Annotated in this window: 16 protein-coding genes; 10 read left to right on the forward strand and 6 right to left on the reverse strand. The window is 32.4% G+C overall.

Features of this window, described 5'->3' with window-relative positions:
• Positions 1–189: 189 nt before the first annotated feature.
• Positions 190–690 (reverse strand): DUF456 domain-containing protein, encoded by a 501-nt coding sequence (locus ACZ0AH_RS21470; RefSeq protein ID WP_463477780.1) that lies wholly within the window; start codon positions 688–690, stop codon positions 190–192.
• 46 nt (positions 691–736) lie between these two features.
• On the opposite strand from ACZ0AH_RS21470, the gene ACZ0AH_RS21475 reads away from it, so the two are divergent.
• Positions 737–1,120, forward strand: coding sequence for a hypothetical protein (locus tag ACZ0AH_RS21475; RefSeq protein WP_463477781.1), 384 nt, complete (start codon positions 737–739; stop codon positions 1,118–1,120).
• 47 nt (positions 1,121–1,167) lie between these two features.
• A complete protein-coding gene (locus ACZ0AH_RS21480; RefSeq protein ID WP_463477782.1) occupies positions 1,168–1,653 on the forward strand; it encodes a hypothetical protein in 486 nt (161 codons plus the stop codon).
• A gap of 189 nt (positions 1,654–1,842) precedes the next feature.
• Here the strand turns inward: ACZ0AH_RS21480 and ACZ0AH_RS21485 are convergent, their stop codons facing one another.
• Both ACZ0AH_RS21485 and ACZ0AH_RS21490 read right to left on the reverse strand, forming a co-directional pair.
• Positions 1,843–2,946: a glycosyltransferase family 2 protein gene (locus ACZ0AH_RS21485; protein ID WP_463477783.1), complete on the reverse strand. Its 1,104-nt coding sequence runs from the start codon at positions 2,944–2,946 to the stop codon at positions 1,843–1,845.
• Positions 2,943–3,869 carry a hypothetical protein gene (locus ACZ0AH_RS21490; protein ID WP_463477784.1) on the reverse strand — a complete coding sequence of 309 codons (927 nt, stop codon included), beginning with the start codon at positions 3,867–3,869 and terminating at the stop codon, positions 2,943–2,945. The genes ACZ0AH_RS21485 and ACZ0AH_RS21490 overlap by 4 nt, the downstream gene beginning before the upstream one ends.
• 104 nt (positions 3,870–3,973) lie before the next feature.
• Between ACZ0AH_RS21490 and ruvC the strand changes: the two genes are divergently transcribed.
• From ruvC to ACZ0AH_RS21530, 8 genes are all read left to right on the forward strand, one after another.
• Positions 3,974–4,528, forward strand: coding sequence for a crossover junction endodeoxyribonuclease RuvC (ruvC, locus tag ACZ0AH_RS21495; RefSeq protein ID WP_463477785.1), 555 nt, complete (start codon positions 3,974–3,976; stop codon positions 4,526–4,528).
• An 89-nt stretch (positions 4,529–4,617) separates the two neighbouring features.
• Positions 4,618–5,772 (forward strand): radical SAM family heme chaperone HemW, encoded by a 1,155-nt coding sequence (gene hemW / locus ACZ0AH_RS21500; protein ID WP_463477786.1) that lies wholly within the window; start codon positions 4,618–4,620, stop codon positions 5,770–5,772.
• 131 nt (positions 5,773–5,903) lie between these two features.
• The gene (locus tag ACZ0AH_RS21505) at positions 5,904–6,281 is read left to right on the forward strand and encodes a GxxExxY protein (protein WP_463477787.1); all 378 of its coding nucleotides are present in this window, start codon (positions 5,904–5,906) and stop codon (positions 6,279–6,281) included.
• A gap of 77 nt (positions 6,282–6,358) precedes the next feature.
• A complete protein-coding gene (locus ACZ0AH_RS21510) occupies positions 6,359–7,138 on the forward strand; it encodes a cyclase family protein (protein WP_463477788.1) in 780 nt (259 codons plus the stop codon).
• 102 nt (positions 7,139–7,240) lie between these two features.
• On the forward strand, positions 7,241–7,639 hold the full coding sequence (locus ACZ0AH_RS21515) for a GNAT family N-acetyltransferase (RefSeq protein ID WP_463477789.1): 399 nt from the start codon (positions 7,241–7,243) through the stop codon (positions 7,637–7,639).
• Positions 7,639–7,989, forward strand: coding sequence for a DUF4260 domain-containing protein (locus ACZ0AH_RS21520; protein ID WP_463478128.1), 351 nt, complete (start codon positions 7,639–7,641; stop codon positions 7,987–7,989). Before ACZ0AH_RS21515 ends, ACZ0AH_RS21520 begins: the two co-directional genes overlap by 1 nt.
• An 8-nt stretch (positions 7,990–7,997) precedes the next feature.
• Positions 7,998–8,369, forward strand: coding sequence for an MmcQ/YjbR family DNA-binding protein (locus tag ACZ0AH_RS21525; RefSeq protein ID WP_463477790.1), 372 nt, complete (start codon positions 7,998–8,000; stop codon positions 8,367–8,369).
• 71 nt (positions 8,370–8,440) lie between these two features.
• The gene (locus tag ACZ0AH_RS21530) at positions 8,441–9,157 is read left to right on the forward strand and encodes a PH domain-containing protein (RefSeq protein WP_463477791.1); all 717 of its coding nucleotides are present in this window, start codon (positions 8,441–8,443) and stop codon (positions 9,155–9,157) included.
• A gap of 124 nt (positions 9,158–9,281) precedes the next feature.
• Here the strand turns inward: ACZ0AH_RS21530 and ACZ0AH_RS21535 are convergent, their stop codons facing one another.
• The 3 genes from ACZ0AH_RS21535 to ACZ0AH_RS21545 all read right to left on the reverse strand — a co-directional run bounded on the left by ACZ0AH_RS21535 (position 9,282) and on the right by ACZ0AH_RS21545 (position 12,984).
• On the reverse strand, positions 9,282–10,382 hold the full coding sequence (locus ACZ0AH_RS21535; RefSeq protein ID WP_463477792.1) for a DUF4407 domain-containing protein: 1,101 nt from the start codon (positions 10,380–10,382) through the stop codon (positions 9,282–9,284).
• A gap of 310 nt (positions 10,383–10,692) precedes the next feature.
• Positions 10,693–12,297 carry a phosphoenolpyruvate carboxykinase (ATP) gene (pckA, locus tag ACZ0AH_RS21540; protein WP_463477793.1) on the reverse strand — a complete coding sequence of 535 codons (1,605 nt, stop codon included), beginning with the start codon at positions 12,295–12,297 and terminating at the stop codon, positions 10,693–10,695.
• A gap of 300 nt (positions 12,298–12,597) precedes the next feature.
• Positions 12,598–12,984, reverse strand: a complete 387-nt coding sequence (locus tag ACZ0AH_RS21545) for a DUF423 domain-containing protein (protein WP_463477794.1) — start codon at positions 12,982–12,984, stop codon at positions 12,598–12,600.
• Positions 12,985–13,104 lie beyond the last annotated feature (120 nt).

Raw genomic sequence — 13,104 nt, forward strand, 5'->3', positions numbered from 1 at the left:
TTAACATTTCCAAAAAATAAGTTAAAAGATTACAACAAGAATTTTAGCCTTTTTAACAAAAAAAACTGGAAGTACCAATAAACATAACACTTTCGTTATCAAAACAAACCAAAAATATTTTTTCAAAAAAATAAATGAATTCTTAAAAATATCAAAACATAAGAAAAAGCTTAAATGTATGTTATACAATTAAAACAATAAGTTTCGATATTCCCATGTTGTGTGCAAAAAAATACCTAGAAAAATAATACAAAACATAAAATTTATAAAACTTGAAGCCAAAAAACCCAGCAATGAACCTGTCGCCGCTTTTAGTGCTCTTTGATGATTTTTAGAATCATAAATTATTTCGCCTACAAAGGCTCCAACAAATGGCCCTATAATAACTCCAAAAGGTACAGGAGCTAGAATTCCAACGATTAAACCAATGTTTGTGCCCCAAACTCCGTACGAACTTCCGCCAAATTTTCGGGTTCCTTTTGCCGGAATTATATAATCCAAAATAGTAATAATTACAGTCAATAAAAGTGTAATTCCTAAAACCCAATAATTATTCTCTACGGCTTTTGTTAAATAAAGCAATAATAAACCTACCCAGCAACTTGTTAAACCAGGCAAAACAGGTAAAAAACTGCCAAAAACACCCACAATCATGCATATAAAACCGAGTAATACCAATAATAAATCCATATATTTTTGTAATTTTGCCCCTACAAACCTTCAGTAAAGTTCGTTAATGCGCGTATTTTTTAAATTCCTGCTATTTTCTTTTTTGATCCTCGCGATCAACAATCATACTTATGCGCAAACCAAAAAACTTTCTGTCGACGATCAATTGCTACAGGACAGCATTTATAAAAGTAAGAAGAAAAAAGTATTAAATTTCTCTATGAAAGAATTTGATACGCTTTTCTTCGAATATTTTAGTCGTAAAAATGATCCCAATACTATTTTGACCAAAACTGAGTTTTATAACTATACGGTTCAAATTGCGGCCTTCTCAGACAGACTTGCATCATTATATCCTGATCAAAAGCAAGTTGCTGCAGAAAATAAGGAAAAATGGCTCTCAGAAAGCTATGAAGAATATTTGCAATACAAAGCTTCTCAAAAAAAATAATCGTATTTTTATAGCATAATTAGTTCACCCATTTCAACATCAAAATCTTGAAGCAGTTTTCTCTTTTTTTAATCTTCCTATTTTTCAATTCTTGTCAATATTTTGAGAAGCAGGTTCCGTCTGAAAAAGAATTACTTCAAAAGGAATTAAAATCTATTAACTGGAAAGAAGTTGACGAATATCCATCTGTAGTTGATTGCGAAAAAATTCCCGATAAAAAAATGCGCCAGCAATGTTTTTTTGAAGTAATGGCACAGCTTATTCAGGAAAAACTAGACATCGATACTTTGTCGATATTATATCCTGAACTCGACACAATCGAGGTAAAAGTAACTGTTTTTCCTAATGCGACGATGAAATTCGAACCACAATTCCCTACTGATTCTGTTGCTTATAATACCATCAAAATCGATAGCATTTTACAGGCACGTTTAGTTAATTTCCCGAAAATAAATCCTGCCATAAAACGCGGAGTTCCGGTGAAAACACAATTTATTTTGCCTGTAATTCTTAAAGAAAAAGGCAAAGAATAGTTTTTTTCCTGACCATATAAGTGATATAAGTTCATTTAAACTCGGTTGAAATGACAAAATTGAAAATAAATATTACTCAAAATCCTAAGAAAAAAATCCGCTTAATCCGCGCTTTCGCAAAGCGAATCTGTGTCATCCGCGTGCCATTTTAGCGTTCCAACATAACGAAAGATTATTGGAATTTGGATTTTATACTTTAAACTTTCTCCCCTTCCATTCATAAGAACCAAACAAACTGTACAAAGCCACAGTCGAACTAAAAAACGGATACAATAAACTGCTTAAAAGCAAGCTTTTTATTCTGGATTTGGTTAAAAATCGATTGGTACTATAAAGCAAAATAAAATCGACTACGAACTTTAAAAAAGCAAACAAAACAAAAAAAGGATAAGGCCAAATTCCAAAAAGGAAAAGAAAAAAACCAATTACAAAACTCAGATTCCCGAAAAAAACAATCAATCCTAAAGCCTTACCAAAAACACTTTGATAAGAACTTGTTTTCGCCGCCCAACGCACTCTTTGATAAAATAAAGCTTTCCAGTTTTCGGTTGGTTTTGTACTTACAATCGCTTTTTCCGCTTTTAAATAATGAACTTCATTTGGAAATAGATTCGCCGCTTTTTGCAATAAAAAAACATCATCACCACTGGCAATTTTGTTGTTTCCGCTAAAACCATTTAGTTTTTCGAATACTGATTTGGTGTACGCAAAATTTGCTCCATTACACATAAAAGCTTTCTTAATTCCAAAACTTCCAATTGTTGCGCCTTGCAAACTTGTTAAATCCAATTGCTGAAAATGATGCAAAAAGGATTTTTCACATTCATACGAAACAGCTCCGGCGATCATAGAAACTTTGTTTTCCTGAATATAATTATCAAACGTTAAAAGCCAGTTTTTTGGCACAATACAATCGGCATCAGTTGTAACAACCCAATTGGTTTTTACGTGTTTCATCGCTGTTGAAATAGCATCTTTTTTAGGAGAATTCGAAATGCGAATATTGTTTATTTGTAAAACGTTAATTGTAAAATGTGAAATATGAAACTTTTCTTTAGAATTGTCATCAACCAGAATTATTTCAAATAAATCTTTCGGATAATTGAGCTCTGAGAAACTTTGCAAAAGATTAGGCAAATTATGGGCTTCATTTCTGAACGGAACTATAATCGTAAAACTCGTTTGAGGTTTTAGATCTGTTTTTTGATACTTTTTTACTTTCGTAAAGCCATAAATAAGTAAGAGAATACTAATTAAATAAATGCTTGATATGACAAATAAAACCAAAATCATTCTACCGTTTTTGTCTTGAAATTCAATACATAATAAGCGCCAATAATTACCGGTAAAACCACATTAAGAAACCACATTAATGTGCTTATAAAAACGACGATCCATTCGTTTACGCCTAAAATTCCGAAAAAATAAATCGCTACACTTCCTTTTACCGCAAAGTCTAAAAACTGAAAAGTAGGCAATGAAGAGGCTAAAAAATAAACTACAGCAATTGTAGCAATTAGCGTAAAATAAGGCAAATCGACATCAAAAGCCAAAAACAAAAAATAATATTGATGCGAGAAAACCAAATAACGTAAAGTTCCTAAAAGAATATTTTTTCGATGAATCGGTTTCGGAATTCCGTTAATCTTATGAAGCAATTTTTCGATTGAATATCCTTTGATTTTTATCTTTTTAAAGAGTACAGAAAAAAGAAAAAAGAAAAAAGATATTGCGATTATTCCTAAAACCCATTTCCAATATCCGAGAAATAGTAAGCCAATTGTTCCAAATAAAACAGTCAAAACCATTTGTATTCCGTTGCAGATCAAGTTCAGGAAAACTACTTTTTTAGCATCCGTTTTTGGATAAAACAATGCTTTTCCGGCATATTCTCCTACTCCATTTGGTGTAAAAATTCCTGCCGTTAAAGCTGCAAGAACTTGTTTTGTTGCTTCGCCCAAAGATATTTCATGAATTACTCTGGCTAAATTCTGCCATTTTAAAATCTCAAAATAGCGATTCAGAACACTTAAAAGCAATATAAACCCAATTCCTAAAACCGATTGATTTTTGCGAAATAATGTGCTGAACTTCTGCCAATCAAGTTTGTCATTGTGCGCCAACTGATTATAAATAAAATAAAATGCGCCACCTACAATCAAAAGTTTGACCAGAAGAACTAGGAATTGTTTAGCTTTGTGAGGAATTGAAATCATGCTGCAAAAGTAATCAATTTGAAAATGTGGCAATGAAAATGTGCCAATTTGAAAATTAGAAAATGTGCCAATTTTCTAAACCCGAAACCTGAAACAAAAAACACTTGACAAAAGAACGCATCATATTAGGTATTGACCCCGGAACAACAATCATGGGTTTTGGATTGATTAAAGTCACCAATAAAAAAATGGAGTTTTTGCAGCTTAACGAATTGCAATTGTCCAAATATGACAATCATTACCAAAAACTAAAAATCATTTTTGAGCGAACGATCGAATTAATAGAAACGCATCATCCGGACGAAATCGCGATTGAAGCGCCTTTCTTTGGTAAAAACGTTCAATCGATGCTAAAATTAGGTCGCGCACAAGGAGTTGCAATGGCTGCGGGACTTTCAAGAGATATTCCGATTACAGAATACGAACCCAAAAAGATAAAAATGGCAATTACCGGAAACGGAAATGCCAGCAAAGAACAAGTTGCCAAAATGCTGCAACAACTATTAGGCTTGAAAGAATTGCCTAAAAATCTGGATTCAACTGATGGTTTGGCAGCAGCGGTTTGTCATTTCTTTAATTCAGGAAAAATTGTTGCCGGAAAAAGTTATACGGGCTGGGATGCTTTTGTGAAACAAAATGAAGAACGAGTTAAAAAATAATGTGTCAATTGAGAAAATTTGATAATTAGATAATGCTGTAGACAACGAATAAATTATCTAATTGACACATTATCTAATTATCTATTAAAATGTCAGGAATCTACATTCACATACCATTTTGCAAACAGGCTTGCCACTATTGCGACTTTCATTTTTCGACTTCGATGAAGAAGAAAGACGAGATGGTTTTGGCTTTAGCCAAAGAAATAAGCATGCGCAAAAATGAGTTTGAGCTTCTCGACTCCGCTCGAAATGACAATCAGATTGAAACCATTTATTTTGGTGGCGGAACTCCTTCTGTTTTGTCAAATGAAGAAATAAACTTTTTAATTTCTGAAGTTTATAAAAATTATAAAGTTGTAGAAAATCCCGAAATTACGCTTGAAGCCAATCCGGATGATTTATCTGCTCAAAGACTTTTAGAATTATCTAAAAGCCAAATAAATCGCTTAAGCATTGGTATTCAGTCTTTTTATGAAGACGATTTAAAAATGATGAATCGGGCTCATAATTCGGCGGAAGCCATAAATTGTTTAAGAGAAGCAACTAAATATTTTGATAATATTTCGCTTGATTTAATTTACGGAATTCCGGGGTTAACTGACGAAATGTGGAAACAGAATATTGAAACTGCATTGAGTTTTGGCATTCCGCATATTTCAAGTTATGCTTTGACTGTTGAACCCAAAACAGCTTTAAGAAAACTAATCGATACCGGAAAAATAGCAGAACCACAAGATGAAGTTGCTTCAAACCATTTTATGATTTTGGTTGAAACGCTTCAAAAAAACGGTTTTATTCACTACGAATTATCGAATTTCGGAAAAGAGAATTATTTCTCCAAAAACAATTCGGCGTATTGGTTAGGGAAAAAATATATCGGAATTGGTCCTTCGGCACATAGTTATGATGGTGAAAAAAGAGGTTGGAATGTGGCGAATAATTCGCTTTATCTAAAATCTATTCAGGATAATATTTTACCAATAGAAACTGAAACCCTAACAAAATCAGATCGTTATAACGAATATATTATGACGGGTTTAAGAACAATTTGGGGCGTTTCATTAGACCGAATTGAAACTGAATTTGGCTTGGATTATTTGAATTATCTAAAAAAACAAAGTCAGAAATTCTTAAATGACGATTTGCTTTTTATTGAAAACAATATTTTAAAACCAACCGCAAAAGGAAAATTTTTAACGGATGGAATTGCAAGTGATCTGTTTTACTTAAATTTGGAGTAAGAAGTCCAACCGCAAGGTTCGCTAAGTTTTACGCAAAGCACGCTATTTTATATTTCGAGAGAATAATCCTATAAAAAATGCGAAGATATACTAAATTTGGTTTTTAATAGATAAAACTAAATTAGTTACTCATGTCAGAAAATGAATTATCACGAATTGTATTTAACTGCGCCTTAAAAGTTCATCAAACTTTAGGGCCAGGACTTTTAGAAAGCGCTTATGAAGAATGTCTTTTTTATGAATTAAAAAAGTTAGGTTTAGAAATTGAAAAACAAAAACCTTTACCTTTAATTTACGAAGAAGTAAAATTAGATATTGGTTATCGATTGGACATAATAGTTGAAAATAAATTAATTTTGGAAATAAAATCTGTTGATGCCCTGAATGAAGTCCATTTTGCTCAATTATTAACTTATTTAAAATTAACAAATTGCAAATTAGGTTTATTAATCAATTTCAATGTAGCTTTAATTAAAAATGGAATGCGCAGGGTTGTAAACAAGCTCTAGCTTCTTAATTTAAAAAGACAATTAATAAAACCTTGCGAACTTTGCGTAGAACCTTTGCGACCCTTGCGGTTAGAACTATGATAGCAAAAATCAACAACTTCGAGATAGACTTATCAAAACCCATTGATATTTCGATTCCGTTAACAAATACAGACGAAAATCCGATTGCGTGGTATATTGAAAAACCGGTTATTGAACCTGTGGTTTTTGGCGATTGGATCGGGAAAGTTTCTGAAGGAAAGTCTTCGACCAATTTCAATAATATTTTCTTTAATCCGCACGGACATGGCACGCATACAGAATGTTTGGGTCATATTACCAATGATTTTTATAGTATAAATCAGTCCTTAAAGCAGTTTTTTTTCTTTGCAAAATTGATTACGGTTGAACCGGAAAAAATTGGTGATGATTTGGTGATTACGAAAAAATCAATTGAAAAAGCGTTGAGCACTTCTCCCGAAGCCTCGGGATCGCTCAGTGTGACAACTGAAGGTCTAATTATTAGAACACTTCCCAATCAAAAAGAAAAAAAGTCTCGAAAATACTCGAATACAAATCCACCTTATTTGTCTGAAGAAGCAGCGATTTTTATCCGCGAAAGCGAAATTCAGCATTTATTGATTGATTTACCAAGTGTAGACAAAGAACATGACGAAGGAAAACTATTAGCTCACAAAGCATTTTGGAACGTAAAAGACACTTTAGATTTAAACTCTGATGCGCGATTAAATGCTACAATTACCGAAATGATTTATGTTTCTGATGAAATTGAAGATGGGGATTATATACTAAATCTTCAAATTGCTTCATTTGAAAATGATGCAAGTCCAAGCAAGCCAATACTATATAAAATTTAAGATCTGCCACGAATTACACGAATTTGCACTAATTTCTTATACCCGAACCAAAGAATTAATTCGCGAAAATTCGTGTAATTCTTGGCAAAAAAACAACAGAATATGATTAATGTTTCAACAGATAAAACCAAACTTAACGTTCCGTTCATACAAAACTTTTTAAAAGATATTTATTGGGCTGCCGGAAGAACTATCGAGGAAGTTCAAACTACAATTGATGCTTCGGTTTGTTTTGGAATTTACTTAAATGACAAACAAATTGGTTTTGCCCGCGTCATTACAGATTATGTGGTTTTTGGATATGTAATGGATGTTTTTATTACCGAAGAACATCGAGGAAAAGGATATTCGTCTATTTTAATTGAGGCCATGATGAACGAACCTATTCTAAAAGACCTTAAAATATGGAGATTAGCTACAACAGATGCACACTTTTTATATCGTAAATTTGGTTTTACCGAACTCGAACATCCTGAAAAACTAATGGAGAAAAAATTATGATGAAAACAATACTTAAACTTGAAGAATTAGGATTATTTATCCTCGGAATCTATTTATTCAGCCTTTTGAATTATCAATGGTGGTGGTTTTTAGTTTTAATTTTAGCACCGGATTTTTCAATGATTGGTTTTGCTTTTGGGAATAAAACCGGCGCATTTTTCTACAATTTATTCCATCATAAAGGAATCGCGATTTTACTTTATATAATTGGCTGTTATTTAAAGATTGAAATTATTCAATTAATTGGGATTATTTTATTTTCGCATTCAGCAATGGACCGAATTTTTGGTTATGGCTTAAAATATGAAAGTGGCTTTAAGTACACACATTTAGGTGAAATTAGTAAATAAAAAAGAATATGAATCTGGAAACGTATTACGAATATTGTCTTTCTAAAAAAGGCGTTAGCGAACATTTTCCTTTTGATGAAGACACTTTAGTGTTTAAAGTGGGCGGAAAAATGTTTGCTTTATCTTCCTTATCACAATGGGAAAAGAACGAACAATCGGTGAATTTAAAATGCGATCCGGAACGCGCACAGGAATTAAGAGCGGAATATGACGAGATAAAACCGGGGTTTCATATGAGTAAAGTGCATTGGAATACGATTGCCCTTAACGGAAATTTATCGAACAGTCTCATAAAAGAATTAATCGATCATTCGTATGAATTGGTTTTCAAAAGTTTGACAAAGAAAATTCAAAATGAAATTACTGAATTAGAAAATTAGGCATTACATTTGTAGCGTAAGACAAAAAACTGAACAACTCAATTAATTTGCAACCAAGCAACTTATAGAACATGAAAGAACAATTTAAAAAATTTCTGAACGAAGAACAAGATCCAAAAGCGATTGAAAAAATTACTTCGAAACTCAATGATTTATTGATGAAAAATGAAGAAATTGGATATATCGCCGTACAAAAAAAGCCTGCGATTACTGTTTTTCCGGATAGTATAATTTTAACGAATAAACGTATTATTATTTGCAAACCTAAGAATTTAGGTCTTTCAATGGATTTTACAGATTATACCTGGGATGATATTGCGAGCACTTTTGTAAAGGAAAACATTTTGGGTTCTGAATTTTCATTTGGAACTACAACGGATTTAACTATTTCGATAGATTATATTCCGAAAACTCAGGCAAGAAAAATTTATACGTATGCTAAAGAACAATTAGATTTACTTAAAAATCCAGCTGTTGCAGAAGCTCCGACTGTAGAACCAGTAAAAGTTATTGAAGCAGAAGATGATTTCGAAGACGAAGTTGAAGAAGTTGAAACTGAAGAAGTAACGAATTATGCAGAAATTTTGCCAGCTACAACTCCATCTTACACTGAAACTTATGAGCCAATTCAACAAACTCAACCTTCAACCGTAGATCGTAAATTAAGTGAATTATCTAAAGAAGAACTTTTTGATAAATTACAGAATTATAAAAAACTATTAGACAACGGATTAATCATGCAAGGTGAATACGATGCGTTTAAAAAAGAAATATTGAGTTACATGTAATTTTAGTCGAAAGTCTAAAGTCATAAAGTTTTTCAAGTAAAAAGCCAGAATAGATTTTTCTATTTCTGGCTTTCTTTTTATACAAGTTAAAGTGAATGACTTTAAGACTTTCTAACTTTAAAGACTACAGCGTCGCTTTTTGTTTTTCTACAAAATTATGTGCCTGAAGTTCTAATAACTCCGTTGCTTTTTTACGTTGGAGATCATAAAGGTTTTTATCTTCGGCGATATCTGCATAAACTTTATCGTGCATTTGAGCACTTGTTTTTACTAATAAATCGCGTTGGTATTTATTTTGTGCCAAAGTAGCTTTCATGGCTGTTTCGGCTTCTTCTTGTTTAAAATCAAATTCTCCTTTTGGCGCTAATAACTTTGCAATAATCGGAGATGTTTCAATTGCCAAAAACAACAACATTATAAAAAATGAAGGAAGCCAGGGCAATTTATTGAGTGCATTAATACGCGCCATTAATCCATCAAAACCTTCAATAATAGGTTGTGTTTGTGATACTTTTTTATCTAAGTCTGCCTGAAGCTGCTTTCCTGTTTTTTCTTTCTCGGCAATTTTAGCTTCGTTAGTTGTTTTTAAAGCTTCAAATTCTTTTAAAGTTGCATCGTGCTTTTCGCGTTTTTCTTTATAAACCGGACCTTTTCCGAGTTTTTTTGTTCCTGTTGTTCCTTCGGCTTCAGTAATATAAGTAGAATAAAGTGCGTTTACTTCTTTTTCTTTTTTCAGAATATCCGCTTTTAAAGCTGCAATCTCAGCCTTATTTTTATCCAAATCTGATTTGAAATAATTACCAACTTGTTTTTTATTGGCCAATTCCATTTCATTTTTTTCTTTTAATAAAACGGTATTGATTTCTTTTTCGAAAATTTTAATTTCTAATGGTTTCGAAATTACAATGGCAATAATAATAGCCAGCATAATTCTGGGAGTCGCTTGCAGAAATTCATCCATAAAACGATCTCTTTTTTTAATTGTCGAAACAATAAATCGATCCAGATTAAAGATTAATAAACTCCATACAAATCCAAAAATAAGAGCTGGATAAATAGAGTCAAAAACAGTAAAAAGCGCATAAGCACTCGCTAAAAAAGCCATAACTGCGGTGAAGAAAACGGTGGCACCAATACCAACATATTTGGTTTGCTCGCCTTCTGAGCAGCCTTCGAGTAAGTCCCGATCTGCTCCAGAACAAAGGATGAAAAATTGTTTTAACATGATTGATGATTTTTGATTGTGATTGATAGGGCAAATTTAACGCCAAAAATTTAATTTTGAGGTAAATAGTTGATTTGTTTTTAGTTGAGCTTTAAATAATCTTATCTATTATAGTTTATTTTGCATTATTATTCTCTTATAAAATGAGCTGAAAAACGTTTGTCACACTGAGCGATCCAGAGGCTTCGGGAGAAGTGCTTGCGGGGCTTCGACTTCGCTCAGCCTGACATTCTTTGATCAATTTCATTATAAAAACAAAAAAGCTGTTCATCACTGAACAGCTTTTCTTAATTTGAATTAGTAACTTCCCTTATTCTGTAATCGGTGCGCCAGCCAAAATTTCGGCATTGGCAAATTCTTCAAATTTGGCAAAATTAGCTTTGAATTTCTGAGCTAATTCTATTGCTTTTTTATCGTATAACTCAGGATCTTCCCAAGTATTTCTCGGATTTAAAATTTCGTTTGGAACATTCGGGCAAGATTGTGGTTTTGCAATTCCAAATACTGCATGATTTTCAAACTCAACATTATCCAGTTCTCCGTTTAATGCAGCGGTAATCATGGCACGAGTATATTTTAGTTTCATACGGCTTCCTGTTCCGTAAGCTCCACCTGTCCAGCCCGTGTTGATTAACCAAACTTTTACATCTGCATCTTTCATCTTTTTAGTCAGCATTTCGGCATAACGAGTTGGATGCAAAGGCATGAATGGCGCACCAAAACAAGCCGAAAAGTTAGGTTGTGGTTCTGTTACCCCTGCTTCAGTTCCTGCTACTTTTGCGGTATATCCTGAGATAAAATGGTAAGCGGCTTGTCCCGGAGTTAGTTTTGAGATTGGAGGCAAAATTCCGAAAGAATCTGCCGTTAAGAAAAATATATTTTTAGGATTATGGCCAATAGAACCTGGCTGAATATTATCGATATGTGTGATTGGGTAACTTACACGAGTATTTTGTGTAATCGAAACATCATCATAATCAACTTCATTTGTTCCCGGTTTAAAAACTACATTTTCTAAAAGCGCTCCTTTTTTGATGGCTCTAAAAATGTCCGGTTCGTTTTCTTCGGTTAAATTAATCACTTTCGCATAACAACCGCCTTCGAAGTTAAAAACTGTGTTTTCTGCCGTCCAACCGTGTTCATCATCTCCAATTAACTTACGTTCAGGATCTGCTGATAAAGTTGTTTTTCCTGTTCCTGATAATCCAAAGAAAATCGCTGTATCTCCATCTTCACCAACATTGGCGCTGCAATGCATTGGTAATGTATTTTTGAAAACCGGCAAAATGAAATTCAAAGCAGAGAATATTCCTTTTTTCATTTCTCCTGTATATCCGGTTCCTCCAATAAGAGCTATTTTTTTAGTAAAATCTAAAATAGCAAAATTAGACTGTCGCGTTCCGTCTACAGCAGGATCTGCCATAAAACTTGGCGCACAAACTACAGTCCATTCCGGAGTAAAATTTGCCAGTTCTGATTCTTCCGGACGAAGAAACATATTGTAACAAAACAAATTTGACCACGCAGTTTCTGTTACCACACGAACATTCAGTCTATAATTTGTATCAGAACAAACATAAGAATCACGAACAAAAACTTCCTTATTTGATAAAAACTGTGTTACCTTATTGTATAATTTTTCAAAAGCATCCGGTGCAAAAGGAATATTTACATTTCCCCACCAAACTTGATCCTCAGTAATATTGTCTTTTACAATAAAACGATCCTGAGGAGAACGACCTGTAAATTCGCCCGTATCAATTGCCAATGCTCCCGTAGAGTTCTCAACACCTTGGCCTGATTGCAAAGTGATCGCATGCAATTCATCTGCAGATAATTGGTAGCGAACTTTTGCATTTTCAATTCCTAATTCTTTCAACGAAATCGATTGCGAGAAAAGTGTGTTAGTGTCCATAAATTTTAAGTTGTGTGTGATATTAAAATAGAATGCAAAATTAGAGATTTATTATTAATTCTGTAAAAAAAATTAAATTTCACTTTTATTACTATTAAAAAAGCAAAATTTTATCCTTTAAATCAGCAAAACAAAAAATAAATGCTTCTAATTTATTTTCTTATAATCCTAAAAATGAATTTGTTATATTTTTTTCTGATTAAAGTAAAAAACAACATAAATTCACATAAATAAGATTATATGTTATTTATGAGACAAAATTAAAGATTAATTTTTAGATAGAATTTTTTATTCGGGATTTTATGATTTTCTCCTCAAAATCGTAACAAATAATGTTAGCCAGGCAATAATTAACAACAATCCACCCAAAGGAGTTGCGAATACGATAATTTTGAAATCAAAAATAGTAAGGCTTTTCGTAGCTAATAAATAGATTGAACCACTAAACAGAAGTACACCTGCAACAACTAAATTATAAATTGTTTTTAAGGTTTTCTCAGCAAGCTCTTTTCTTGTTGAAAGAAAGAATAAAAAGAAAGCATGATACATTTGATAACGAACCCCAACTTCAAAAGTATTTAATTCTTCTACAGATAAATATTTTTTTAATAAATGAGCTCCAAAAGCGCCTAAAATAATAGCAATCATTCCAATAAAAGCTCCTGTTAAAACTATTCTTCTTTTCATATTTTTTATTCTTTCAAATTTTAAACAAAAATACTTTAATACTAATTAAAAAGCATTTTACTTTATCAAAATCTTTTTTCAGCAAATGAATTAACAAGTTATAAGTTTCAAACCGAAAAA

This window comes from Flavobacterium sp. AC105, assembly GCF_979258495.1.